The following is a 25,561-nucleotide window of genomic DNA, read 5'->3' on the forward strand; positions in this document are numbered from 1 at the left end:
GGATCATGCTGGTGCATTTAAGTGTGCACCAGGCTGGAAAAAGGGCAAGCTATTATCATCCGCGATGGTTATGACGCTATTACACGTGCTGCCCTCTGCCACTTGGCTCACCCATTCGACGGCTGTTATTGCTAAGGCAATATCTGCACCATAAGTGCCCGGGCAAACAAAATGCGCTTATCAACAACAATGCTGACCCAAATAAAAAGCGCCAGTATCCTGATCGATACTGGCGCTTTTATTTACATAGCGTTGGGTTACATCAGTTTTGCGGTGGTGCGGGCAACTGCAAAAAGGCTTCAACGATTAAGCGGTCCCAGGATTTGGTCAGTTCGCGCAGGTATTCGTTGTCAGCCGCAAACACTGTGTGTTCCATCAAGCTGCTATCAGTGGCATACGTCATGAGTTCGATTGGCGGGCCGACGGTGAGGTTGGATTTCATGGTCGAATCCATGGAAACCAGTGCACAAAGGGCAGCCGTGTCCAGACCGGTTTCAGGTTTGAGGATACGATCCAGTATTGGTTTGCCGTATTTGCTCTCGCCAATCTGTAGATAAGGTGTTTGGTCGGAGGCGGTGATGTGATTACCCTGCGGGTAAATCAACATCACGGCCGGTGTTTCCAGCCCGATTTGGCCGCCAAGCAGGAAGCTGGCTTCAAAGCTCACATTGGAATTGCTGTGCGCGTGTTTTTCCTGAATAGCGACACTGACTTCGCCCACGTAGTCGGCTGCATCGTGGATGCTATCGAGGGTGGCGAGGCTCACATCGGCGCCGTCTTTGATGTCCTTGCGAATTTTCGCGATCACAGATTGAGTGGTAGCAAGATTTCCGGCAGACGTAATCACCAACTGGCGATCACCTTTAATGCCGAAATGGTACATCTTGCTGTAGGTGCTGACTTGGTCAACACCGGCATTGGTGCGGGAATCGGAGCAAAACACAACGCCCGCATCGACTTTGATCGCAACGCAGTAGGTCATAACAACCAGAACTCAGGGTAAAAAAAGGGCGCTTAGGTTAAGAGCAGGGCGGGGATGCGTCAAGGCTAAGTTGGCGCATTAAACAAAGAGTTCTAATTCACACCCAATATGGACGCAAACGGGCGGTATACAGTGCCGCCCGTGGGTGATAGACGTTAATGGTTAGCAGTTATTGATAAATGTGAGGAGCTATTACTTGGATGTTAGTGTGGATTCTTGCGCAGGCGATTTGGTCCAGTGGATATCCATTTGCGGGAAGGGAATGGTGATGCCATTGTCATCAAATGCCAGTTTGATTTTTTCGGTCAGGTCGAATTTTACCGCCCAGTATTCATCGGTTTTAACCCAGGGACGCACAAAAAAATTGACGCTGCTTGCACCCAATTCACCTACGGCAATCAGTGGTTCCGGTTGCGGTAAAACGCGCGGCTCTTCGCTGATAATACGGGCGATGACATCGCGCGCCAGACGTATATCATCGCTATAGCCAATGCTGAAAATCATGTCGATACGACGGGTAGGACGTTTGGAGTAATTGATAATATTACCGCTGTAAATTGAACCGTTCGGGATGATGACTTCTTTATTATCGCCCGTGTGCATCGTGGTGGAGAAAATACCGATTTTTTCGATAATGCCAGATGTGCCTGCCGCCTCTACAAAATCGCCCGCTTTGAAGGGGCGGAAAATCAGCAACATAAAACCGGCGGCGAAATTTTGCAGCGAGCCTTGCAATGCCAAACCAATCGCCAAACCGGCCGCACCCAATACGGCGATAACCGAATTGGTGTTAACGCCCAATTGATCCAGTGCCGCAACAATCACAAATACCATTAGCAATGCGTTGACCAGCGATTGGATAAAGCCCACCAGGATATTATCCAGTTTGGTGTGGCTAAGCACTTTGCCTAACACCCGCGCAATCAATTTTGCTACCAGTTGGCCGATTAAAAAAATCAGCAGCGCAACCATGATTTTTACACTCCAGGGCGCAATATATTTGCTGTAAAACGCAAGTGCTTCGGCTTTATCTACATCGATATTAAACATAGTACTTCTCTTAAAATGCTGGAAATTATTGGGCAATAATGATGTTTAGATGGCGATCAGGCAACACTACCAGTAGTGCGCACACGTTTGCTACCTTTTATGATATCGGCTTTTTGCGCTTCAGCGCGCTGTTTCAGGCGCGTATCGATCAGGTTTTTGCCGGCAATTAAAAATCCCACCACAATAAATGCACCGGGTGGCAGAAGCGCAAAAATCACATTGGGAAAAGTATCGCCAAAGACATTGAGTTGCCAGCTGCGCGCCGATTCGCCAAACAGCAATTGCATATCGGTAAATAAATGGCCGGTACCGAGCAGTTCGCGCACTGCACCCACACTTACCAATACCAACAGAAAACCCATGCCCATCATAAAACCATCAACCGCTGAAGGCAGGAGTTTGTTTTTGCTGGCGAAGGCATCGGCACGGCCGAGTACCGCGCAGTTGGTAACGATAAGCGGAATAAATAAACCGAGGATTTGGTACAGCTCGTAAGTGAATGCTTTCATCAACAATTCAATGCAGGTAACTGCTGAGGCGATAATCATCACAAATGCGGGCAGGCGCACGGCATCGCTCACGTAATGGCGGATAAGCGATACCGTTGAATTGGTGGTGGTAAGTACGAGCAAAGTGGCGAGCCCCAAACCCAGCGCGTTGACAACGGTGGAACTCACCGCAAGTAACGGGCAGAGACCGAGTACTTGCACCAAAGCGGCGTTATTGCTCCACAAACCTTTTTCGGTAATCTCTTTGTAATTGACGCCATCACTCATGGTGTTCACCTGTGGTTGGCTGTTATTCATTAATTGTTTGCTGATTGATGTCTTGCTGATCATTAAACAAGGTTTGCTGATTGGCGGCGACAAATTCCAGTGCACGTTTTACCTGACCGACTACGGCGCGCGGCGTAATAGTAGCGCCGGCAAATTGGTCAAATAGTCCGCCGTCTTTTTTTACTTTCCATTCTTCGATGACCGGAACTTGCAAGCTCTTGCCATTAAAATCCAAAATCCATTGGTGTTTTTTCAATTCGATTTTATCGCCCAGGCCGGGTGTTTCTTTGTGCAGCAAAATGCGTACACCGGCAACTGTGCCATCGCGGTTTACACCGACGATCATACTGATATCACCGGAGTAACCGTCGTGCGTCATCGCGGGAACTATCAACGCGGAGATTTCACCGTTGTGGCGGGCGCGATGGATTTTGCCGTTGGTTAACCCCAAAGTTGCCAGCGCGGTTGGCGGCACATCGATAGTATCGTTAAGCAGATCGTTATCGTGATTGCCCGGCGGAATAATTTCAAACAGCGCGCGCTGTTGCGCTGCGCGTTCAGCATCAGCGATGCGATCTTGTGTGCCGAGATTGGTGAGCGCGAGCGCGCCCGCTGTCACCAGCGCAAATACAGTGAGCACCAAGCTGTTCTTACTAATCGATTGCCTAATGGATTGGCCGAGCATTAATGACCTCCATCGCGTTTGTTTGAATCAGTCGCGCGGCGCGGTTTTTTGTGGCCGTAGGTGCGCGGCGTGGTGTAGTAATCGATAAATGGTGCGGCAAAATTTAATAATAAAACGGCAAAGCCAACACCGTCGGGATAACTCGTGCCCCAAGCGCGAATCACATAGATCAGCACACCGATAAGCGCGCCGTAAATAATGCGTCCGCGATTGCTCACCGCCGAGGTCACCGGGTCAGTCACAATAAAAAATGCACCGAGCATAGTGGCGCCCGAGAGCAAATGGAATATTGGTGAACCGCCGGAATTGGAGCTGCCGCTATCGTAAAAAAAGGTGGCCATCACCGTTAGTGCCAACAGCATCGAAACCGGCGCATGCCAGGTAAATACTTTTTTGTAGAGTAAATAAATCCCGCCGATCAGGAAACCGATATTCACCCACTCCCACGCAGCGCCGGCCCAGCGCCCCTCGCTAAATACCGGTTGCTGTTGATAGAGATCATCAAGCGTCAGCCCCGGATTTTGTTTCATGATGTCGAGCACGGTAGCTGAGCTGTAGCCGTCTACTATGCCGGGAAACGCAGTGCCGAAAAAGATTTTATCCAATGCGGCGACGAGACTGGGCAGGGCTTGTCCATCGGCCAACAGTGGCAGCGGAGTTGCCCATTGTGTCATTTCGATCGGAAATGAAATGAGTAGCAAAACGTAAGCAACCATCGCTGGATTAAACGGATTAAATCCCATACCGCCGTACAATTGTTTGGCGAGCACAATGGCCACAAACGCCGCGCTCACTACCAACCACCAAGGGCAATAGGGCGGCAGCGAAACACCGATCAACACACCGGTCACCAGTGCGCTGCAATCGCGCAGATAAAATAAAATCGGGCGCTTGCGCAGTTTCATCACCAGCGCTTCAAATGCGATACACGCGAGGCTGGCGAAAAGCACATTAATGATGATGCCGATTCCGAAAAAATAGCTCAGCGCGGCGATACCGGGAAAGGTCGCGTACACCACCAACCGCATCAGGCGGCCGGTGCGATTGGCACCGTGGGTGTGAGGCGAGGTGATATTCAATAACGCCATCGGGTTAGCTCATCTCGTTGAGTCGTTCTTCCAGCTTGGTCACTCCGAGGCGGAAGGCGTCAATATTCGGATCATTTTCTGTTTCGGCTTTTTCCAATCGTTCGCGCGCTTTTTGTAAGCGCGATTGCATTGCCTGAATTTGTTGTGTGTGTTTTTCTTCATCGCTCATGGTTGCCTTGGCAGCCGCTTTGGCTTTCGCCTTTGCGATGGCAATTTGTGCAGCGGTCTGTTCAACTTTTGCTGGTGCAGCAGGTTTATCGGCCGGTGACATGGCTAATGTAGCTTGTGCGCGTGTGATTGATGCAGCAATAGGATCGTTTGCATCGATTGTTTGCATAGCTGCTGGCGAAGGGGCGGAGATTGTTTCGGTTGCTGCATCGTCACCCATAGTAGCAATAAAATCGGCGAGTTTTTTTTCTGCCTCGGCGACTTTCATTTCTGCCTGTTTGATACGCACTTGCTGTTTTACTAATTGTTCATCGCTGATTACCGGATTGGTTTTATTCGGTATCAAAGGTTTCTGGTTAAATTCCAGATTATTTTTTGCCGCTGCAAGAATACGCTGCAATTTTGCTTTTTGTTCAGCCGGTGTAATTTGCGGCGTAATTGCCGCTCTGGCGGCGGCGCTGATTACATCCGTGCCGGTCACATGTGGCGCGGCGTCAGTCGTTGCGATATCCGTTTTTGCTACTGCAATACTCGCGGCTTTTTCCGCGAGTTTTTGTTTCACTTCTTCCGCGGCTTTTTGACGCGCTACACGCTTGGCCTCTTTCTCGGCTTCTTCTTTGGCGATGCGGCTCTGGCGGAATTCAAATCGCTGGCGCGAGCGGTCCGATTTTTCTTTTTCCAATTCATGTAAATGAATACTGCCTTTTGCAGCGCGATAATATTGCACCAGCGGAATAGTGCTGGGGCAGACGTAAGAGCAAGCGCCGCATTCGATGCAATCGAACAGGTTGTGCGCCTCCAGGCGATCAAAATCCTTCGCCTGTGCATACCAGAATAATTGTTGCGGTAACAGGTGAACGGGGCAGACCTCGGAACACAATCCGCAGCGAATACAGGCTTGCGCCGGTTGCGGTGCGGGTAACTCCTGTTTGCCGGGCGCGAGAATACAGTTGGTGGTTTTGCTGACCGGCGCATCCAGATCGAGAAGGGTAAAGCCCATCATCGGCCCTCCCATAACAATGCGTGAGGCGCGGCTGGCATCGAAGCCGTGTTGCGCCAGTACATAGCTAATAGGCGTGCCGAGCAGTGCATCAATATTGCGCTGCGTATTCAACGCTTCGCCGACTACGGTGGTAATGCGGGAAATTAGCGGCTCGCCAAAACGCACCGCGCGCCAGGCCGCCACCACTGTGCCGACGTTGATGTTGATAACACCTGCATCGGCTGAGTGATGCCCGCTCGGGACTTCGCGACCGGTAAGGATCTGGATTAATTGTTTGGCGCCACCGGAAGGGTATTTGGTCGGGATTACCACAACCTGGATTTTTGCTGCTTCGCTGTCGGTTTTAATCGCTTCGATAACGGCTGCTTTGAGTGCGGCAATGGCCTTGGGTTTGTTGTCTTCAACCCCAATCAGCAATTTTTCCGGATGATGCAAAATGTGGCTGAGCAGCAAGGTGCCGGCGATCACCTCCTGCGTGCGCATTTGCATCAATATATCGTCGGCGGTGATGTAAGGCTCACACTCCGCACCGTTGATGATCAGGGTGTCGATGACCTGGGTAGAGTTGGGCGCGAGCTTTACCGCAGTGGGGAAGCCTGCTCCACCCAAACCGGCGACACCAGCGGCGCGGATTTTATCGAGCAAATCCAGCCGGTCAAGACTGCGGTAGTTCTCGCAGGCTGTGAGGGTGATCCACTCGTGTTTGCCATCCGGCTCGATAACTACCGATTTACCGTGGATGCCTGACGGATGCGCAATCGCACGACTTTCTATCGCGATTACTGTTCCGGATGTCGAGGCATGGATATTCGCACTAAAAGTCCCGTCCGCTGCACCGATCAATTGCCCGGCCAGAACCCGCTCGCCCGCTCGCACCACTGGTGCTGCCGGCGTGCCCATATGTTGGTTGAGCGGAATTACCAATACCGGCGGCAAGGGTAATTCGCCCAAGGGCAATTGCAGGGATTGTGCTTTGTGCTCGGGCAGATGAATGCCGCCGGGCAGTTCCCACAGGTTGATCTGGCTGGTCATTTATACGGGCGTCTCATTACACGTCGTCTGTTACACGGTATTGCGATTGTCAGGCTGCTTTGTTGCCATCCTGTCCGCTTGTTGCGCGGGTCTGGCCTGGCCTCACATCAGAGGCGATCAAATTGGCGACTGCGTGGAAAACCGGATTCTGGTTAGTGGCGGGAAGGCTCCATTGCCAGGTCTGCAAGTCGGTTTCCACGGGAATCATATCGATGCAATCTACCGGGCATGGCTCGATGCAAAGGTCGCAGCCGGTGCATTCATCCGCGATTACAGTATGCATATATTTGGCGGCCCCGAGGATCGCATCCATCGGACATGCCTGGATGCACTTGGTGCAGCCGATACATTCATCCTCGCGGATAAAGGCTACCTTTCTCACCGCGGAATGTTCGCCGTGTTCTTCATCCAGATTGGGCGCGGGGACATCAAGCAAATCCGCTAACGCATTGATGGTAGCTTGGCCGCCAGGCGGGCATTTATTGATTGCTTCCCCATCTATGATGGCTTGCGCGTAGGGACGGCAACCGGGATGGCCGCATTGGCCGCATTGTGTTTGCGGTAAGAGGGCATCAATACGTTCGACAATCGGATTGCCTTCCACTTTGTATTTCACCGCCGCAAAACCCAGCACCGCGCCGAACGCAGCCGAGAGTCCGCCGAGGGCAAGCAAAGCGGTAACGATGGGGCTGTGGAGGATTAACTCGATCATAGGAATGCCAAATGCCGGTTATTGCAGGCTGACCAGCCCGCCAAAACCCATAAAGGCCAGCGCCATCAAACCGGCGGTGATCATACCGATGGCAGCACCTTTAAAGGGTACAGGTACATCGGCCACGGCCAAGCGTTCGCGCATCGCCGAGAAAAGTACCAGCACCATGGAGAAACCCAATGCGCCGCCAAAACCATAGAGGGTGGACTCAAAGAAATTGTGCGCCTTTTGGGTATTGAGCAGGGCCACACCCAGCACTGCGCAGTTCACCGTAATCAGCGGCAAGAAGACACCCAACACGCGGTAGAGCAGCGGGCTGGTCTTCTCCATAAACATTTTCACAAATTGCACGACCGCAGCGATCACCAGAATAAACGAGATGGTACGCAGGAATTGCAGGTCGAGCGGCGCGAGTATCCAAGTGTCCACCAGATAGGTGCAGATGGAGGCGAGTGTCATCACAAACGTAGTCGCCCCGGCCATGCCGATGGCACTTTCGAGTTTATTGGACACGCCCATAAACGGGCAGAGGCCAAGGAACTGTGCCAGTAAAAAGTTATTCACCAGCACGGTACTGAGCAAAATGATGGTCAATTCGCTGAACGTCATAAAGTGTTCTGCCGGGAAGAAACAGGGTTGTTTTGGGTGTGGTGCATGATCATTCGTCGGTTGCGGCGGGGCGCGTAGCCTGAGCTTGCGAACCGCAACATTTGTAATCATTAAGCGCACATTGTTAGTTTAAATCACAATCGCGCAGATCGGGTTTTCGGTTTGTGCGGGTCGATGGTCATGTTGGGGTTCGTTCCTCACCACCAACCTACGGGAAGGAGTGAACCCCAAAATCACGGATTTACATCACCCGCTGACCCGGCTTGGCACCATTGTTTGGCTCTAACAAATAAATTTCTTTATCGCCGGGGCCCGCCGCCAGCACCATACCTTCGCTCATACCGAATTTCATTTTGCGCGGCTTGAGGTTCGCAACGAGGATTGTAAGCTTGCCGACCAGATCTTCGGGTTTGTACGCGCTTTTGATTCCGGAGAAAACGTTGCGCGTTTCGCCGCCCAGGTCCAGGGTCAGGCGCAGCAGTTTATCGGAACCTTCCACATGCTCGGCGTTGGCGATAAGTGCAACACGCAAATCCACTTTGGCGAAATCGTTAAAGTCGATTTCCGCTGCGATAGGTTCAACATCAGATGTTTGTTCTTCTGCTGTGGGCACTGTCGTTGCCAGCGCTTCTTTACCCGCTTCGATCATCGCATCGACTTTGTCTTTTTCGATTCGCGTTAACAGCGGTTTGAATTCGTTGATTTTCTCGCCCGCGCGGAAACTCACCGGCCCATTCCAGTTCAGGGTTTCGCCCAAAAAGGCTTCGGCATCGGCAGTCAGTGCCGGCAATACCGGTTTTAAGTAAGTCAGCAAGGCGCGAAACATATTGATGCCGAGTGTACACACCGCTTGTGTCTGCGCTTCAGCGCCCGGTTGCTTCGCCAACTTCCATGGCTCTTGCGTAGCGATATATTCGTTGGCGGCATCGGCCAGCGCCATAATTTCGCGCATGGCTTTGCTGTAGTCGCGGCTTTCGTAATAGTTGGCGATAGTTTCACCACCATCCACAAATTGTTGCCACAGGGCTTTATCGGCAATGTCATTTGCCAGAACGCCGCCGGCGTTGTTGATAAATTTCGCGGTGCGGCTGGCGATATTCACTACCTTGCCGACCAGATCTGAATTTACGCGCTGGATAAAATCTTCCAGATTCAAATCGATATCGTCCACCGCGCTGGTCAATTTTGCCGCGAAGTAATAGCGCAGATATTCCGGGTTCAGGTGATTGAGATAAGTGCGCGCATTGATAAAGGTGCCGCGCGATTTACTCATCTTGGTACCGTTAACGGTCAGGAATCCATGTACGCAAATTTTGGTGGGGGTGCGCAAATTGGCAGAGTGCAACATCGCTGGCCAGAAGAGCGCATGGAAATTCACGATGTCCTTACCGATAAAGTGATACACCTCGGCAGTCGAATCCGGTTTCCAATATTCTTCCCAGTCACCGCCAGTTTTATCCAGTAAATTCTTCAAGCTGGCGATATAGCCGATAGGCGCATCCAGCCAAACGTAAAAATACTTGCCCGGCTCACCGGGAATTTCAAAACCAAAGTAGGGCGCATCGCGGGATATATCCCAGGCTTGCAAGCCTGCATCCAGCCACTCGGCCATTTTGTTGGCGACTTCATCCTGCAAATGACCGGCGCGGGTCCAGCCTTTGAGGAAGTCGGAGAACTCCGGCAGGGTAAAAAAGAAATGCTCGGAATCCTTGGCAACCGGCGTAGCGCCGGAGATGGCCGATTTCGGGTTGATCAGATCCATCGGCGAGTAAGTCGCGCCGCATTTTTCGCAGTTATCGCCATATTGGTCGTCGGTTTTACATTTCGGGCAAGTGCCTTTGATGTAACGGTCGGCGAGGAACAATTGTTTTTCCGGATCGTACGCTTGGGTAATGTTGCGCGTTGCTATATGGCCGTTGGCTTTCAGGCGGCCGTAAATCATGTTGGAAAGCTCGCGGTTTTCCTCGCTGTGGGTCGAATGATAATTATCGAACGCGATATTAAAGGCAGCAAAGTCAGCTTCATGCTCGGCTTTTACATTGGCGATTTGTTGCTCCGCCGTATGACCAAGCTGCTCGGCCTTCAGCATGATCGCTGTGCCGTGCGCATCATCCGCACACACATAGGTGCAATCCATACCACGCATTTTTTGGAAACGTACCCAGATATCGGTCTGGATATATTCCACTAAATGGCCGAGGTGAATCGAACCATTGGCGTAGGGTAAGGCACTGGTGACGAGTATTTTACGATGAGGAATTGGGCGTGGTGTTTGGGTCATGGATCAAAACCTGCTGAATTCGGGAAGCATGTAGGCCGGACGGGATAACCAGGCCACAAAAAGGCGGCGCACTATAGCATTTTTCCGGGCCGGATTCAGGCGGCAAATATGATCAGGTATATATCAGGCGGGGGCAAATACAGATTTTTTGTCAAATTTGCAAAATTGTTAAATTTGCAATTTTGACGACAGGGCGCGCGGGTCACTATCTATACAAAAAGTATTGTTCTTATATCGCTATGCTGTGACAATCCGGAATTACTGCTGGTTTTTGCCCTCCAAACGTTATAAAAACACCTTGGCGCGACTTCTGCTATTGAAAGGCACCCATGGGTTCAAAACACCGTTTTGGATGATCGTGATAACTACAATACCAACGGAACAATAATGGCTCTTTCATCTTCTCTTGATCAAAGTACATTTCGTCAGATTCTCGCGCGCAATATTATTTTCCCGTTGGTGTTCGGGCTTATTAATGCAGCGGCTTTCATTATATTGATCCTGTTTCTGCTCTCTGCGTTGCGCTGGGTGGAGCACACTGAGTCAGTGATTGGAAAATCCAACGAAATCACACGCTTGATGGTGGATATGCAGACGAGCCTGCGCGGATTTCTTATCACTGGTGAAGAAGCCTTCCTTGGTTCCTATCGCACTGCGCGTCCGAAAATCAAAGCTGAATTGGCAATGTTGCGCGAGAAGGTAAGTGACAACCCCATACAGATAGATCGCCTCAACCGCCTTGAAGCCATGCATGCCGAGTGGGTGAGCTACGCCGAAAATATTATTATGCTGCGTCGCAACAATGGTGATTACGCCGCTTTGGTGAGTAGCCGCGGACAACAGGAATTCAATGATATTCGCCGCGAGCTGGCTGACTTTCAGGACATGGAAAGCCGCTTACTGATTGAGCGCCGGGACAATGCCCGCTGGGTAACTACCGTCTCAATCATCGGTTATTTGGTGATAATGGCGCTTGTAACTGGCCTGCTCAGCTTCCTTGGTCGTCGTGCCTTGGTCAATCTCTCCAATACCTATAACGAATCGTTGGAAGAGCGCCAGCAACACGCGCAAATTCTCGAGCAGCAAAACTGGCAGCGCGCAGGTCAGGCACGTTTGGCCGAACAAAGCATTGGCCAGATATCAAAGCCGGCATTAGGTCAGGCGATTCTGGATTTCATCGTAAATTACCTTGGTGCCTCGGCGGCGGCTTTTTATTCGCGTCATGCGGGCACCCAGGGAATAAAACGCATTGCAAGTTACGGTCTGCGCAAAGAGTATGAAGCAGCTGATCAAATATTAGAGGCTGGCGATAGTCTGGTAGAGCAGGCGCTCTTGTCTAAACGCGTGATTGAATTAAAAGATGTGCCTGCTGGCTACGTTAAAATTAATTCCGGTCTCGGTGATTCGCAACCACGCTATCTGGTCATTGTGCCAGTGGAACATGATGGTAAAGCCAACGGTGCGATTGAATTGGGCTTCCTGCATCCGCCTGCTGCGCGCGATATCGATTTCCTGAAACTGGTTGCACCCAGTATTGGCAATTCACTTGAGATGGCGATCAACCGCCGCCGTCTGCAAGATACATTGGAAGAAACCCAGCAGCTCAATGAAGAATTACAAGTGCAGCAAGAAGAGTTGCGCACTGCTAACGAAGAACTCGAAGAGCAATCGCGCATATTGGAGGAGTCTCAGGCGCTGTTGGAAAATCAAAAAGCCGAACTTGAACAAACTAACGAAAAATTATTGGATCAGGCACTGATACTGGATCAGAAAAATATTGCACTCAATACTGTTCAAGCTGAATTGGAAGAGCGCGCAGTGGATTTGCAACGCGCGAGCAAATATAAATCTGAATTCCTCGCAAATATGTCGCACGAACTGCGCACACCGCTGAATAGTTCCATGATTCTTGCCAAGCTGCTGGCTGAAAATGCCAAAGGCAATCTCAACCCTGAGCAAATCCAGTTTGCAAATAGCATCTATTCTGCGGGCAATGATTTGCTGAATCTTATTAACGATATTCTGGATATCTCCAAAGTCGAAGCCGGTAAATTGGAGTTGGCTCCTGAACACATTCCTTTACAGCGACTGATCGAATCCCTGCGCCTGGTATTTGAGCCATTAGTAACCCAAAAGCAATTGCAATTTGACGTGCAAATCGATGCAGATACACCAAAATCGATTTTTACCGATCACCAGCGCCTGGAGCAGATTATTAAAAACCTGTTGTCCAATGCGATCAAATTTACCGAACAAGGCCAAATCAGTGTCCGTATTTTCCCTGCAGCCAACGGTGGTGTTGCCTTTGCTGTTAGTGACACCGGAATTGGAATTGCGCAGGAACAGCAGTCGCTGATATTTGAAGCTTTCCAGCAAGCTGATGGCAGTATTAGCCGCCGTTATGGCGGTACAGGATTGGGGCTTTCGATTTCACGTGATCTTGCCAGTTTGCTCGGCGGAAGTATTAAAGTAGAAAGTACCCCTGGCAAAGGCAGTATTTTCACCCTGGTGCTTCCATTGGAATTGCCGGCAATAGCAATAGAAAATGAAACACCGGAAAAAGCACCTGGCTTTACTTCATTATCTTCAGGGGCTACCACTTCGGCGTCGCAAGAATCCAAACCATTTGAAGTTGTCACTGCGCAACGCTTTTTTGATGATGATCGCGATAAAACCATGCTTGCAAGTCGCTCGGTATTGGTCATTGAAGATGATGTGGATTTTGCACACATTCTTTATGAACTGGCCCATGAGCTGCAATATCGCTGCCTGGTGGCAGATACTGCCGCAGAAGGATTGCAGATTGCGACAGATGTCATTCCGGATGCGATCTTGCTGGATATTGGTTTACCCGATTCATCGGGTATGAATGTGTTGCAAAAACTGAAAGCCAATCCACTCACGCGCCATATTCCTGTCCACATTGTATCGGCTACTGATCGCAGTGAAGCCGCCATGCAGATGGGGGCGGTGGGTTACGCTGTTAAACCGGCAACGCGCGATCGATTGAAAGAAGTCTTCACCAAGCTTGAAGATAAACTCACACAAAAAGTAAAACGTGTACTGCTGGTGGAAGATGATGCGCTACAACGTTCGAGTGTGGTGCAGTTGATTGGTGACGAAGATATCGATATCACTGCGGTTGAAACGGGTGAAGAGGCCATTGATTTGCTGCGCACTACGATTTTTGATTGCATGATTATCGATCTTAAATTACCGGATATGCAGGGTCATGAATTGTTGCAGCGCATGTCTACCGAAGATATTTGCTGCTTCCCACCGGTCATTGTGTATACCGGGCGCAATCTCACCCGGGCAGAAGAAAGTGAGCTGCTGAAATATTCGCGCTCGATCATTATTAAAGGTGCCCGCTCACCGGAGCGCTTGCTGGATGAAGTCACGCTCTTCCTTCATAAGGTTGAATCCGCCTTATCCAGTGAGCGGCAAAATATGTTAAAAACGGTGCGCAGTCGCGACCGCGCGTTGGAAGGTCGTCGTATTTTGTTGGTGGACGATGACATGCGTAATATTTTTGCGCTCACTGGTGCGCTCGAACAAAAAGGTGCATTGGTTGAAATCGCGCGCAATGGTGTCGAAGCACTTGAAAAACTTAATGATGTTGCCGATATCGATATGGTATTGATGGATGTGATGATGCCGGTGATGGATGGACTTGAGGCAACACGTCGCATTCGTGCTGATGGACGCTTCCAGAAATTACCTATTATTGCCATTACTGCCAAGGCGATGAAAGACGACCAGGAGCAATGCATTAAAGCAGGTGCATCGGATTATCTTGCCAAGCCGATTGATATTGACCGTCTCTATTCGTTGCTGCGCGTATGGATGCCGACTCTGGAACGTATATGATGGAATGTATTTGATGAGTAACCCTACCAGTGTCGAGATTGAACTGAAGTTGTTGATTGAGGCTATTTACCTCAAATACAGTTATGATTTTCGTGATTATGCCGGCGCGTCACAAAAGCGCCGCATTGCATATGCGTTGCGTCAGCTGCGTTGTGAATCTATTTCAGAATTACAGGCAAAGGTATTGCATGATCCTGATACATTTATGGAATTGTTGCAGTATCTGACGATACCAACGACGGAAATGTTTCGCGATCCGGATTACTTTCTCGCCTTGCGCGAACAAGTGATTCCCTTCCTTAAAACCTATCCTTCGTTGAAGATCTGGATTGCGGGTTGTAGTACCGGTGAAGAACTGTATTCCATGGCAATTTTACTGAAAGAAGAAGGGCTGTTGGAGCGCAGTATTATTTACGCTACCGATATCAATCCGCACTCACTGGAAAAGGCAAAGAAAGGAATTTTTTCGCTTGAGCGCGTGCGCAATTACACCGCTAATTATCAAGCAGCGGGCGGTAAGCATGCATTTTCTGATTATTACACTGCCGCTTATGACGGCGCATTATTTGATCGGACCCTGTGCGAAAATGTCAGCTTTGCAGATCACAGTTTGGCAACGGACAGTGTATTTTCTGAAACGCAATTAGTCTGTTGCCGCAATGTAATGATTTATTTTAATCATGCGTTGCAGGAGCGCGCACTGGGTTTATTTCACGAATCATTGTGCCACCGTGGATTTTTAGGGCTTGGCAGTAAGGAAAGTATCGATTTTTCCGGTCATGCCAATTCATTCGAGCCGCTGGTAAAGGCACAGCGTATTTATCGCAAACGTTAAGGTGCAGGCCTATGACGAACGTGGAAAATACTCAATCGTCGGAAAATAAATTCGCCAGTGAAAACCTGGAAGCAAAAATAGCAAACCGTAAAATTGAAGCCATTGTTATTGGGACTTCGGCGGGTGGCATAAAAGCCTTACTGAGTTTGCTTGGCAAGCTTCCAGCGCATTTTCAAGTGCCGATTATTATTGTGGTGCATATGCCCGAGGCGCGCGAAACCCGTCTGGCCGACGTTTTCCAGCATCATATGGCAATAAAAGTGATGATAGCGGAAGATAAGGATCGAATCGTGGCAGGGCGGGTATACTTTGCCGGGCCGGGATATCATTTGTCGATTGAGCGCGACCGGAGTTTCTCGGTCAGTTGCGAAGAACCCATTCATTACTCACGGCCGTCTATCGATATCCTGATGTCATCCGCTGCTGATGCTTATGGTGCATCGCTTGCTGGTATTCTATTGACTGGTGCAAATCAGGATGGTGCTGAAGGCATGGCGAGGATTCATGAGGTGGGTGGGTTGACGGTGATACAAGATCCAACCGAAGCTGAGATCGCTGTGATGCCGAAATCGGCGCTTAATATATTTACTCCGGATTTTGTTTTTCCTTTGCAGGAAATCCAAAAGCTGATTTTCAAATTGGAGCAATGTTGATGCAAAGTACCAAGCTGCTGATCGTCGACGATCTGCCGGAAAATTTGCAAGCGCTTGCCAAAATTATTGAGCAAGAAGACCGGGAAATATATCAGGCATCATCCGGTGATGCTGCACTGGCGTTATTACTTGAACACGATTTCGCCTTGGCTATTCTCGATGTCATGATGCCGGACATGAATGGTTTTGAGTTGGCCGAATTAATGCGCGGTACGGAAAAAACTCGCCATATTCCCATTGTGTTTGTCAGCGCTGGTGGGAGAGAACTCAATTACGCGTTTAAAGGCTACGAAACCGGCGCAGTAGATTTCCTGCATAAACCATTAGACATTGCTGCTGTTAAAAGCAAAGTGAATGTATTTGTTTCGCTTCATCAACAGCGTACGCAAGTCAAACAGCAAGTTGAAGCGCTGGAAAAAAGCCAGCGGCAATTGCATGCGACCCAAGCGGAATTGGAGCGCGCCTTGAAAATGCGTGACGATTTTATTTCCCTCGTCGCTCATGAATTGCGTACCCCGCTAAACACATTGCATATTGAATCGCAAGTACGGCAGCTGCAATTGCAGCGCGGTGACCTCACCGTATTTAATAAAGAACGTCTTCATTCCATGGTGGAGCGCGATACCCGGCAGATCAACAGCATGGTGCGGTTGATAAACGATATGGTCGATGTCTCCCGTGTTAATACCGGCAATCTTTCCATCAGGCCGGAAAAAATTAACCTATCGCAATTGGTTATGCGTGTTGTGGATGACTTTACTCCGCAAGCTGCAGCTGCAGGAAGTAGTTTTAACCTCGATGTTATCGATGATGTCTACGGCAGCTGGGATGATTTTCGTGTTGAGCAAATTATTATCAACCTGATTACCAACGCGCTACGTTATGGTGATGGCAAGCCAGTCGCTATAGGGCTCAATGTTATTGATGGTGCAGTAGAAATTTATGTACAAGACCAGGGCAACGGAATCGCTGCCAATGAGCAGCAGCGTATTTTCGAAAAATTCGAACGATTGGGAAATAATAAAGTGAGGGAGGGGCTGGGCATGGGGCTTTACATTGCCCGGCAATTAGCAGAGGCACATGGTGGAAGTCTCAGTGTTAGCAGCAAGCCGGGTGAAGGCTCGCGCTTCACACTGTGTTTACCATTGGCTTCTGTGGATATGGCCAACCTGCGTCAAGTCGAGAGCGGTAACATGTAGTTATCTCCGGTTATGTCAGGTATCCATTGCCGATAGCTTCCATCAGGGTTCATCATAGGGTTTGTATTCAATTTTAACGATATAAAAAAACTCTTCACCTTCCGGCTTTTTTAACACAATTTCATCGTCAATTCGTTTTCCCATCATCGCGCGCGCTAAAGGCGCATCCATGCTGAGCTTCTGTTTGGCTACATCAAATTCATCGGGGCCGACAATTTGGTAGGTGGTTTCATTACCATCATCATCTTCCAGTGTCACCCATGCGCCGAAAAATATTTTGCTTTGGTCTTCGGGTAAGCGGTCTACTACGGTAACTGCTTCCATTCGTTTTGATAAAAAGCGCACACGCGAATCGATTTCACGCAGGCGACGTTTACCGTAAATATAATCGCCGTTTTCGCTGCGATCACCATTTTTAGCTGCTTCATGCACAACATGCGTTACCTGTGGCCGCTCAATTTTCCACAGTTGCGTAACTTCATCTTTCATGCGTTTAAATCCAGCCGCGGTAATGTAGGCCGAACCTTTTTCACCGGGAGGACGCCAACGGCCCATCAGTTATCTCCAAATACGGTTAAATAAAATTCCAATTCTTCAATCAGCGCGCGCTGAATGTTCTGTGCCTGGCGAAATCCGTGTCCCTCTTCTTCGAAGGTAATGTATTTGGTCATAATGCCTTTTTTCTGTAATGCACCGACCATGGCCTCGGCCTGGGCTGGCGGCACGACTTTATCTTGTAAACCCTGCAAAAAAATCACCGGGCAATTCAGCCGCTCAATGTGATGAATTGGTGAACGCTGATGATAAACTGCTTGTTGCGCGGGATATTCGCCGACTAAGGAATCCAGGTAATGCGCTTCAAATTTGTGCGTGTCGCGTGCAAGCGCTTCCAGATCGCCAATGCCGTATAAGCTTGCACCTGCCTTAAAACTATCGCTAAACGTAAGGGCGGCAAGTACGGTATAACCACCGGCGCTGGAGCCGCGAATGGCGACTTTATTTTTATCGACCAAACCTTGCGTTATTAAATAATCGACACCGCTGCATACATCAATCACATCGGTAATGCCCCAATTATTTTTTAAGCGGTCGCGATATCGCCGCCCATAGCCGGTGCTGCCGCGATAATTTACGTCCAATACTGCGAAGCCGCGGCTGGTCCAGAATTGGATTTTAAAATTGAGTGAACTTTCGGTTGCCCCTGTCGGGCCGCCGTGACACATTACCAGCAGTGGCGGTAATTGTTCGAACGGTTGTTCAATATCGGGATTGGTGGGCGCATAAAAAAATCCGTGTGCGCTTTCTCCATCGCGTGTGGGAAATTCCAGTGCTTGTGGTGCTGCAATAAAATGGGTATTGATTGCTTGCGCACTGCTGGTTAGTGGGGCAATTTTTCCATCGGTATAGTGCCAGAGTTGTGCGCCCTGATCATTGCTCGCAGCAATAAAATAGCCCTCACCGTTATGGCAGTGAATGCTGGAGATATCGCGGAAGTCAGATGCAATAGCAGTTAATGTTCCGCTGCTGGTATTGATTAAGCCCGGTTGCCAAAAGCCTTGCTGGCTAAAGCAGCACAGGATTTCATCGTGCGATAAAAATCCGTAGCAACTCATGCCGAACACCCATTGCGGCGTGGCGAATTCTGCCGGCGCGCTATAAACCACATGGTTTGTAGTGCCATCCCAGCGATAAATATTCCACCAGTTGCTGCGATCGGATACAAAAAACAATTCACCGGCTGTTGACCACTGCGGTTGAAAAATAGATTCCTGTTCTCCGCCCGCAATCACCGTACTGTTAGTAATTTCACCTTGTTGATTTAATTCAGCGACCACACATTCAGTTCCATCCCAAGGCATGTACGGGTGATTCCAGCGCAAGAAGCTGAGTTGATTTCCGTTGGGTGATAAACGTGGATTGGAATAGAAATCGGCACCTTGTGCGAGAATTTCTGTCGCACCGCTGATTAAATCCAGTGCAATAATATTACTCACCGGGTGATGCGCATCTTTTGTACCGTCTTCACGTACAGCGATCAATCGTTCGCGCGCAGCGTCGTAACAAAAGTCAGCGTAGCGATAATGTCCTTCCGGTGTTAATACCCGGGTTTCTGTCTGTGCGGGATCAACACGATAAATGCGTTGATCATTATCCAGTACATAAAAAATGGCATGCACTGTTGCGAGGTAGCAGGCTCCACCGTATTCATGGGCACGTGTGCGAATGCTGTGTGGCGCGGGCAGTAAATCGCTACGCACACCTTTTGATTCGCAAACCAATGCATTGCGACCTTTTTCTTGCGGGCGCGATTCCAGCCAATAAAGGCGGTCGCCCACTGCTTGTGGCTCGCTGATGCGTACACCTTGGGAGGTGAGCAGTTCGGTGGTAATCGGCGATGGCCAGTGGCCATAGGGAATGCTGGTCATAGTGTCAGATAATCAATGGTAAATACAAAGAGTGAGGTATTTTGCCTCTCATCGCGAAGCAAGGGCAAGGCAGGGTTTTTATTTGTCCGCGTTTCGGCTTTAATGCACCCATCAACCGGATTTACTTATGGTAGCTGTTGTTATGGCTTTTTCCTCAGAACAACTACGCATTTATCTGCCGCCGATTCCATCATCAGGTGCTATCTGGTGGGTGGGTTTTAGTGGCGGCCTGGATTCGACCGTGCTGTTGCATGCGCTGGCACAATTGCATTTACCGGTGCATTTACGTGCGCTGCATATCAATCACCAAATTTCACCCAGCGCCGATGTATGGCAAGTACAATGCGCCGACTTTTGCGCGCGTTATTCGATTCCATTTCACAGTGAAAAAGTACGCATAGAAAATACCGGTAAAGGTATTGAAGATGCAGCGCGTGTAGCGCGTTATCGTGTGTTCGAAAAAAATCTCGCACCGCATGATGTATTGCTCACTGCCCATCACGCAAATGATCAAGCGGAGACGTTATTGCTGCGTTTAATGCGCGGCACAGGTCCGCGCGGTTTGGCGGCAATGACGGTAATACGCGCGTTGGGTTCCGGTTTTTTGGTGAGGCCGCTGCTGCATTTCACGCGCGCGCAATTGGAAGAATATGCTCACACGCATCAGCTCACCTGGGTCGATGATGAAAGCAATTGCGATGATAATTACGATCGCAATTTTTTGCGCAATCAAGTGATGCCGCTACTGCAAAATCGCTGGCCGGAATTCCAGCGTAAATGGCAGCAAACCGCTGATCTGTGTGCGCAACAAGAGTCATTGATGGAAGAGATTGCCCACGAGGATCTATTGCGTGCAGCACCGTTAATTGAGCGTATCGGTCAAAGTATTGACCTGAATACTGTTCTCACATTATCGACTGTTCGTCAGCAAAACCTGCTGCGTTATTGGTTGCGCCTGCTCAATCACACCATGCCCGAGCAATTACATTGGCAACAAATTGAGCAGCAACTGTTACATGGGCGTGATGATGCCCAAGCGCAAGTGAATTGGGGTAATGTATCACTGCGGGTCTATCAACAGCGTCTATATATTTTACCGGTGCAGTTACCAGAAATGACATTGCAATTCGAGTTGGTCGAACGCGATGCAAAACCGCGCTTGAAAGCGAATTTGCCTGCTGTGCAAATTCGTTATCGCGAAGGCGGAGAGCGCTGTAAACCTGCAGGTCGTGCACACTCGCAAACATTAAAAAAATTATTGCAGGAGTACGCACTGGAGCCGTGGCTGCGCGATAAAGTGCCGCTGGTCTTCAATGGTGAGAGCTTGGCCGCAGTGGGGGATTTATGGGTGTGCGCTGATTTTGTTGCTGCTGAAGATGAAGCCGGGTACCGATTAATCTGGCAATAAAATATCCAACACAATCGCTGCCTGAAAAATAACGGGCAAAAAAACGGGATGCAATGGCATCCCGTTTTTTTTAGATCAACTTCGGATTAGAAGAGATAGACCGCGCCGGCGGCTTCAGCCGAGTTATCGTTTTGATCCAACACACCAGTACTGCTGGCGGATGAACTGGTGCTTGCACCACTGGAAGCCGCTGCGTAACCACGACCTGATTCGCGATGTGCACCAACCGCCATGGTTTTGCCATCGCCCGAGATAGCGACATTCAGGCCGAAACGGTCGTCTCTATCAGTGTTGCTGGCTTTTACATAACTCTGTTGGGTCCATAGGGTATTGTCGCGCTTGAATACAAACACGGCACCGGCACGTGCAAGGCTGGTATCACCTTGGTCACCATTAATACCCTTAGCGTTGCTTGCTTCACGGAAGGAGCCAACGGCCAGAGTATTGCCATCCGATGACAAGCTCACATCACCACCAAATTCGCCGCCACCAGCAGTTGTGCCATCAGCGTTGCGAATGAGAGTTAATGTCGAAGGTTTAATATACGCTTGGTGTGACCAGGTCGTTCCGGTACGGTCAAATATATAAGCGGCGCCAGTGTTGTAATGGTCAATCGACTGGGTGGTATCGCCATTAATACCTGTGGTTTTACTTGCATCGCCAGGTGCACCGATAGCAAGCGTATTACCGTTAGCGGATAAACCTACGCTCTTGCCAAACATAGTGTTAAGGAAAGTACTTGATGGTTTCAAATAGGCTTCCTGATCCCAAATACGGTTTGCACGTTTAAATACATAAACCGCACCGTTAGCAATTTGTCCGCGAGTAGCGTATTTCACCGCTTCTTTACATTCAGGTTCGATCACATAGCCGGTATTGTTCAAGTAATAGCAAGTGTTATTGGCTTGATCACCATTAACACCCGTGGCGTTGCTGTCTTCACCCAATGCACCCACAGCAGCGGTATTGCCATCTTGTGACAGCGCAATACTCGCGCCAAAAGCATCATACGGCTCGGCGTTTGATGCTTTGAGCAAGGATTCTTCCTGCCACCCAAGATCCTCTGTATTCACAAATATATAGACTGCACCTGAGTTTATTCCGCCTGTATATCGTGAGCTGACACTGGAGCTGCTTGAACTTCTGGAACTGCTTGAGCTACTAGTACTGCTAACGCTTGAAGAACTGGATGGATAAAACTCAAGACACGCCGCTACACTGGAAGTGTTGCTACTCAAGCTGCTGTTATGAAAATTAATATTGCCTGCAAAGGTCAACTGATCGCTGGTGGTTCCTACTGCCAGAGTTTTACCGTCGCCAGACAATGCCAGGGTCTCGCCGAAACGTAAGCCTTCTTCAACAGACAGATGCGCGAGTGAATAGCGTGGTTTGATGTAAGCATCCTGGGTCCATTCAGCATCAGTTCGGCTGAATACATACACAGCACCGACGTTGTAATTAACCGCGTAAATGAAAGCACCTGATGGATCCGATGAGGCTAAAGATGAGGCTACGGATGCATAACTGGTGGCTTCATAATTATTTTGGTTACAGTTGATGCCATAAGACGGGCTATCTTCCAGCAATGCGGATACAGCAAGGGTATTACCATCGTCGGAAAGGGCAACCTTGTAGCCAAATCTATCATTCGGCAACATGCGGCTCGTATTGAGATTGGGTTGTTCGGTATTTGACGCTTTCAAGTAAGCCTGTTGTTTCCAAATCCCATTCTCTTTAATAAAGACATAAACAGCGCCCGAGTTGACACTATCGTTGTTCGCTTGGTCACCATTTGCGCCGGTTGCTTTGCTGTCTTCTGCCGGCGCACCCACCGCGAGGGTTTGGCCATCAGCAGACAGGGCAACACTCCAGCCGAAAAAGTCATTCGCCTCGGTATTGGACGCTTTGATATAGCCAATCGCCTTAATCATTTCGGTAGCGGTAAAAGTCAGGTTCGATCTCTGGCATCCACCGGAATTACAGGCATCGACGTAATAATAGTTGTTCACCCAGTCGTGAACATGAACGCCGATCTCATCGGTTGCCTGGGTCGTCGTCAGGTCGTCACCGACTTGAACAACGCCACCGGTTGCTGCATCGTGTTTGAATAACTTGTAAGAAGTCGCCCCTTCGACTGCGCTCCACTGGAATGTCAGGACTTTCGGATTCTGTGCTTCTACTTTTACACTGGGCCAAATGCCCGAGCCATTAGCAGGCACTGAAGCAGCGGCAAAACTGCTGCGCAAGGATGAGCTAACAGACGAAGAACTTGCCGAGGATTTTTTGTCGCCACCGCCACCGCAGGCGGTTAACAGGAATACCCCTCCCAAGAGCGAAAGGAGCAGGGTGGTGCGCTTTAGCAGCGGTGATAAACGATCAATATTCATTCAGCAGGTTCCTGAGGTTTAAAACTGGTCGGTGATTCTGTGTGTCGCGGCGCTTGGTGTCAATCAAATCGCCAGCAATATTAGGGTTCAAATGCTGTGTGCTCGCGTATATCGAGGTGGCCTAAAGACCGCCAAAGGACGGGATTGGTTCAGTAATTCAGGACAGAGTGGCCAATTTAGTAGAAATAACGAAGGGAAGTTGTGAGCAATTGTGAAGCTTTGCTATCGCTATCGTCGCACTCCCTCCCAAATCTGTAAGTGGGAGGATGTGCATCAAGGCTGGATTTAAAGGGTTTTGAGATATTCCACCAGCGCTAACCGTTGCTCTGGCGTGATTGGGGTTAGGGTACGCATCTGCGGTTTGCCCTGCGCATCTTTTACCGGACGCCCTTGCGCATCCAATACAAAGACGGGGGTAACGCCTGCGGCATATTCATGGCCTTTATTGGAGTTGCTGGGCAGGCGTATGTCAAACACAAATAGTCCAGGATATTCTGCCGGATCGCGCTGCACAAAACCGACTTTGATTGGGTCCAGCTCGCGCCCACCGACGATAAAGCGGTTCGGACGACAGATTTTTCCACTCGCAATTTCCTCATCACTGCAACTCGGCATAAAGAGTTCGTAGAGGCTCGGTACAGAACCATTGTGTAAATAGGGAGCAGTAGCCCAGATACCATTGAGCGGGCGCGCTTTATAAGCAACCAATGTAGCCGGATCGTTCTTATTGACGATTTCAAAATCCAGATTGCGTTCAGTCTTCCGGATTGGATTGTCGGAAATTGATGTCGCTACGTCATAGGTGTTCTCGGTCCAGCGACGAATCGCGCTCTTATCGTGATCCGGCTGCACGATCACACCGGCGACGGCGAGGCTCAATGCAGGTAACACGGGTCCGGTTTCCTGAAAGAGCGGCGAGCTGAGCTTTAAGGGATCAATCCGCTGCCCGGCAAAATAACCGCTTTTACCTGCGTACTTGAGCGCATTCATCGCCATAAAAGGATCAGTGCCGATGGTTTGCAAGCTGGAGAATTGTGCATTGATCCGGCGTTTGGAATCGGTGCGATCAATTGCTTCATGGCAGGTGTGGCACTGGTACTCAACAAATATTTTTTGTCCTTTCGCGGCAAGTACCGGATCAATGGGCGGCAGTACTTTTTGTTTGGCCAATTCCTCCCAACCGGGCGACCATAGGCTTTCCAGATGGCGTTCGATACGCGTCAGGTTGCGTACGATGACCGACGAGCGATAACCGAGATCGCCGCGTTGTTTATCCAAATTAAATTGCGCAAATACACCCAGCGCTTCGCCCGTGTTACGCCCGAGCGGACCTGCCAACTCGTTATCACCCACCCCGTTCCACTGCACAAAATCATGTTGGGGGGTATCCCATAAATAGGGATAACTCACCGGTGCATTGGCCGGGTTGAAGTTATCCTCTGCTGGCGTGAGGTGTGCAAGTATGCGGTTATAAATCCGGCCAAATGCATCCAGTCGCGCATAACCATAAGCAACTGATTGGTTGCCATGGCGCGGTTCGTTAACCTTGTTATAACTGGCGATTTGTTTTGCAGCGGCGGTGAGTTCTGCGCGAAATATGTTGTTATCGGCGGGATACTTTTTCTCCAATACCTTTTTCGCCAGACGATCAAATTTTTCGGGCTTTTCCAGGCTCGCATTTAATGCTGCCGATAAGCTCTTCAGCATTTGCTCCATATCGGCCAGCGTTGCGCCGCCATCGATACGGATAGCCACGCCCTGATAATTAATCTGGCTGGTATGGCAGGCCGCACAGGTAAAACCAATGTACTCTTTGCCTGCGTGCTTATCCTTTACCCAACCGACCGGTAAGCCATCAGGATTAGCGACAGAAGCGCGCTGCGGTAAATAGCGCAGGTGATTCATATTGCTATCGCCGCGATACAAGGCCTCGCTGTCCGGCATCTCCAGGTGCAGGAACAGCTTGTAGGGAATCAAATTCGAACCCTGACTGATGTTATAAAACCATAAGCTATCCGCGCCGCTCCAATTCTGATCCGGATAAACCACACGTTCGGCACTATCACCAAAGCTATCTGCAGTAGCGACTTGCGCGTGACGGTCGCTATCGACCAATACACCTTGTGAAATATAAGTGCAGCCGGAAAAGGCAGCCAGGCTGGTACAAGTGAGCAATGAAATGCGCAGGCGATTGAAATCCATGATTATTCCCTTACGAACTTTTGTCTGTAGTTTTGACGAGCTAACCGGTTTTTTTGGTTAAAAAATGTGCAAAAAATAAAGTGATTGAGGTGACGAAAATTAAGGAACTATTCAGAAAGCGGGTAGCCTTAGTTTTAACTTTATCAGATTGTCTTCGTACTGGTACAAACCAGAGAAGGAAGGTTTGTCACTCCT

Annotated in this window: 18 protein-coding genes; 5 read left to right on the top strand and 13 right to left on the bottom strand. The window is 49.6% G+C overall.

Annotated features, from left to right (window positions below; translation table 11 throughout):
* Positions 1-262 precede the first annotated feature (262 nt).
* From AC1RJL_RS03105 to metG, 9 genes are all read right to left on the bottom strand, one after another.
* Entirely contained in the window at positions 263-982 is a 720-nt protein-coding gene (locus AC1RJL_RS03105) for a proteasome-type protease (protein WP_492911285.1), read from the bottom strand.
* A gap of 192 nt (positions 983-1,174) precedes the next feature.
* Positions 1,175-2,032 (bottom strand): mechanosensitive ion channel family protein, encoded by an 858-nt coding sequence (locus AC1RJL_RS03110; RefSeq protein ID WP_492911286.1) that lies wholly within the window; start codon positions 2,030-2,032, stop codon positions 1,175-1,177.
* Positions 2,033-2,088: 56 nt separating this feature from the next.
* Positions 2,089-2,808 carry an electron transport complex subunit E gene (locus AC1RJL_RS03115; protein ID WP_492911287.1) on the bottom strand — a complete coding sequence of 240 codons (720 nt, stop codon included), beginning with the start codon at positions 2,806-2,808 and terminating at the stop codon, positions 2,089-2,091.
* A 22-nt stretch (positions 2,809-2,830) separates the two neighbouring features.
* Entirely contained in the window at positions 2,831-3,493 is a 663-nt protein-coding gene (gene rsxG, locus AC1RJL_RS03120) for an electron transport complex subunit RsxG (RefSeq protein WP_492911288.1), read from the bottom strand.
* The gene (gene rsxD, locus AC1RJL_RS03125; RefSeq protein ID WP_492911289.1) at positions 3,493-4,581 is read right to left on the bottom strand and encodes an electron transport complex subunit RsxD; all 1,089 of its coding nucleotides are present in this window, start codon (positions 4,579-4,581) and stop codon (positions 3,493-3,495) included. The genes rsxG and rsxD overlap by 1 nt, the downstream gene beginning before the upstream one ends.
* 4 nt (positions 4,582-4,585) lie before the next feature.
* Positions 4,586-6,784 (bottom strand): electron transport complex subunit RsxC, encoded by a 2,199-nt coding sequence (gene rsxC / locus AC1RJL_RS03130; protein WP_492911290.1) that lies wholly within the window; start codon positions 6,782-6,784, stop codon positions 4,586-4,588.
* 49 nt (positions 6,785-6,833) lie between these two features.
* Positions 6,834-7,496, bottom strand: coding sequence for an electron transport complex subunit RsxB (rsxB, locus tag AC1RJL_RS03135; protein ID WP_492911291.1), 663 nt, complete (start codon positions 7,494-7,496; stop codon positions 6,834-6,836).
* A gap of 18 nt (positions 7,497-7,514) precedes the next feature.
* Positions 7,515-8,105 (bottom strand): electron transport complex subunit RsxA, encoded by a 591-nt coding sequence (rsxA, locus tag AC1RJL_RS03140; RefSeq protein ID WP_492911764.1) that lies wholly within the window; start codon positions 8,103-8,105, stop codon positions 7,515-7,517.
* Positions 8,106-8,346: 241 nt separating this feature from the next.
* A complete protein-coding gene (gene metG, locus AC1RJL_RS03145) occupies positions 8,347-10,386 on the bottom strand; it encodes a methionine--tRNA ligase (protein ID WP_492911292.1) in 2,040 nt (679 codons plus the stop codon).
* Between the two features lie 387 nt (positions 10,387-10,773).
* On the opposite strand from metG, the gene AC1RJL_RS03150 reads away from it, so the two are divergent.
* The 4 genes from AC1RJL_RS03150 to AC1RJL_RS03165 are packed head-to-tail and all read left to right on the top strand — an operon-like array spanning position 10,774 to position 16,943.
* The gene (locus tag AC1RJL_RS03150) at positions 10,774-14,256 is read left to right on the top strand and encodes a response regulator (RefSeq protein WP_492911293.1); all 3,483 of its coding nucleotides are present in this window, start codon (positions 10,774-10,776) and stop codon (positions 14,254-14,256) included.
* Positions 14,257-14,269: 13 nt separating this feature from the next.
* A complete protein-coding gene (locus tag AC1RJL_RS03155; protein ID WP_492911294.1) occupies positions 14,270-15,091 on the top strand; it encodes a CheR family methyltransferase in 822 nt (273 codons plus the stop codon).
* Positions 15,092-15,102: 11 nt separating this feature from the next.
* The gene (locus AC1RJL_RS03160; protein ID WP_492911295.1) at positions 15,103-15,744 is read left to right on the top strand and encodes a chemotaxis protein CheB; all 642 of its coding nucleotides are present in this window, start codon (positions 15,103-15,105) and stop codon (positions 15,742-15,744) included.
* Positions 15,744-16,943 (top strand): hybrid sensor histidine kinase/response regulator, encoded by a 1,200-nt coding sequence (locus tag AC1RJL_RS03165; RefSeq protein WP_492911296.1) that lies wholly within the window; start codon positions 15,744-15,746, stop codon positions 16,941-16,943. The genes AC1RJL_RS03160 and AC1RJL_RS03165 overlap by 1 nt, the downstream gene beginning before the upstream one ends.
* Positions 16,944-16,985: 42 nt before the next feature.
* Here AC1RJL_RS03165 and greB read toward each other — a convergent pair whose 3' ends face one another.
* A complete protein-coding gene (gene greB, locus AC1RJL_RS03170) occupies positions 16,986-17,498 on the bottom strand; it encodes a transcription elongation factor GreB (protein WP_492911297.1) in 513 nt (170 codons plus the stop codon).
* Positions 17,498-19,369 carry a S9 family peptidase gene (locus AC1RJL_RS03175; RefSeq protein WP_492911298.1) on the bottom strand — a complete coding sequence of 624 codons (1,872 nt, stop codon included), beginning with the start codon at positions 19,367-19,369 and terminating at the stop codon, positions 17,498-17,500. Before AC1RJL_RS03175 ends, greB begins: the two co-directional genes overlap by 1 nt.
* A 142-nt stretch (positions 19,370-19,511) precedes the next feature.
* On the opposite strand from AC1RJL_RS03175, the gene tilS reads away from it, so the two are divergent.
* Positions 19,512-20,777, top strand: coding sequence for a tRNA lysidine(34) synthetase TilS (gene tilS, locus AC1RJL_RS03180; protein WP_492911299.1), 1,266 nt, complete (start codon positions 19,512-19,514; stop codon positions 20,775-20,777).
* A gap of 86 nt (positions 20,778-20,863) precedes the next feature.
* On the opposite strand, the gene AC1RJL_RS03185 is transcribed toward tilS, so the two are convergent.
* Both AC1RJL_RS03185 and AC1RJL_RS03190 read right to left on the bottom strand, forming a co-directional pair.
* Positions 20,864-23,164, bottom strand: a complete 2,301-nt coding sequence (locus tag AC1RJL_RS03185) for a hypothetical protein (RefSeq protein WP_492911300.1) — start codon at positions 23,162-23,164, stop codon at positions 20,864-20,866.
* A 285-nt stretch (positions 23,165-23,449) separates the two neighbouring features.
* The gene (locus AC1RJL_RS03190) at positions 23,450-25,366 is read right to left on the bottom strand and encodes a di-heme-cytochrome C peroxidase (RefSeq protein WP_492911301.1); all 1,917 of its coding nucleotides are present in this window, start codon (positions 25,364-25,366) and stop codon (positions 23,450-23,452) included.
* Positions 25,367-25,561 lie beyond the last annotated feature (195 nt).

It is taken from the genome of Cellvibrio sp. GW822-FHT04B05 (assembly GCF_058800985.1).

Bases quoted from the DNA above. Each gene is read 5' to 3' on its own strand.
- AC1RJL_RS03105 (WP_492911285.1), bottom strand. From the start codon at position 982: ATGACCTACTGCGTTGCGATCAAAGTCGATGCGGGCGTTGTGTTTTGC.
- AC1RJL_RS03110 (WP_492911286.1), bottom strand. From the start codon at position 2,032: ATGTTTAATATCGATGTAGATAAAGCCGAAGCACTTGCGTTTTACAGC.
- AC1RJL_RS03115 (WP_492911287.1), bottom strand. From the start codon at position 2,808: ATGAGTGATGGCGTCAATTACAAAGAGATTACCGAAAAAGGTTTGTGG.
- rsxG (WP_492911288.1), bottom strand. From the start codon at position 3,493: ATGCTCGGCCAATCCATTAGGCAATCGATTAGTAAGAACAGCTTGGTG.
- rsxD (WP_492911289.1), bottom strand. From the start codon at position 4,581: ATGGCGTTATTGAATATCACCTCGCCTCACACCCACGGTGCCAATCGC.
- rsxC (WP_492911290.1), bottom strand. From the start codon at position 6,784: ATGACCAGCCAGATCAACCTGTGGGAACTGCCCGGCGGCATTCATCTG.
- rsxB (WP_492911291.1), bottom strand. From the start codon at position 7,496: ATGATCGAGTTAATCCTCCACAGCCCCATCGTTACCGCTTTGCTTGCC.
- rsxA (WP_492911764.1), bottom strand. From the start codon at position 8,105: ATGACGTTCAGCGAATTGACCATCATTTTGCTCAGTACCGTGCTGGTG.
- metG (WP_492911292.1), bottom strand. From the start codon at position 10,386: ATGACCCAAACACCACGCCCAATTCCTCATCGTAAAATACTCGTCACC.
- AC1RJL_RS03150 (WP_492911293.1), top strand. From the start codon at position 10,774: ATGGCTCTTTCATCTTCTCTTGATCAAAGTACATTTCGTCAGATTCTC.
- AC1RJL_RS03155 (WP_492911294.1), top strand. From the start codon at position 14,270: ATGAGTAACCCTACCAGTGTCGAGATTGAACTGAAGTTGTTGATTGAG.
- AC1RJL_RS03160 (WP_492911295.1), top strand. From the start codon at position 15,103: ATGACGAACGTGGAAAATACTCAATCGTCGGAAAATAAATTCGCCAGT.
- AC1RJL_RS03165 (WP_492911296.1), top strand. From the start codon at position 15,744: ATGCAAAGTACCAAGCTGCTGATCGTCGACGATCTGCCGGAAAATTTG.
- greB (WP_492911297.1), bottom strand. From the start codon at position 17,498: ATGGGCCGTTGGCGTCCTCCCGGTGAAAAAGGTTCGGCCTACATTACC.
- AC1RJL_RS03175 (WP_492911298.1), bottom strand. From the start codon at position 19,369: ATGACCAGCATTCCCTATGGCCACTGGCCATCGCCGATTACCACCGAA.
- tilS (WP_492911299.1), top strand. From the start codon at position 19,512: ATGGCTTTTTCCTCAGAACAACTACGCATTTATCTGCCGCCGATTCCA.
- AC1RJL_RS03185 (WP_492911300.1), bottom strand. From the start codon at position 23,164: ATGAATATTGATCGTTTATCACCGCTGCTAAAGCGCACCACCCTGCTC.
- AC1RJL_RS03190 (WP_492911301.1), bottom strand. From the start codon at position 25,366: ATGGATTTCAATCGCCTGCGCATTTCATTGCTCACTTGTACCAGCCTG.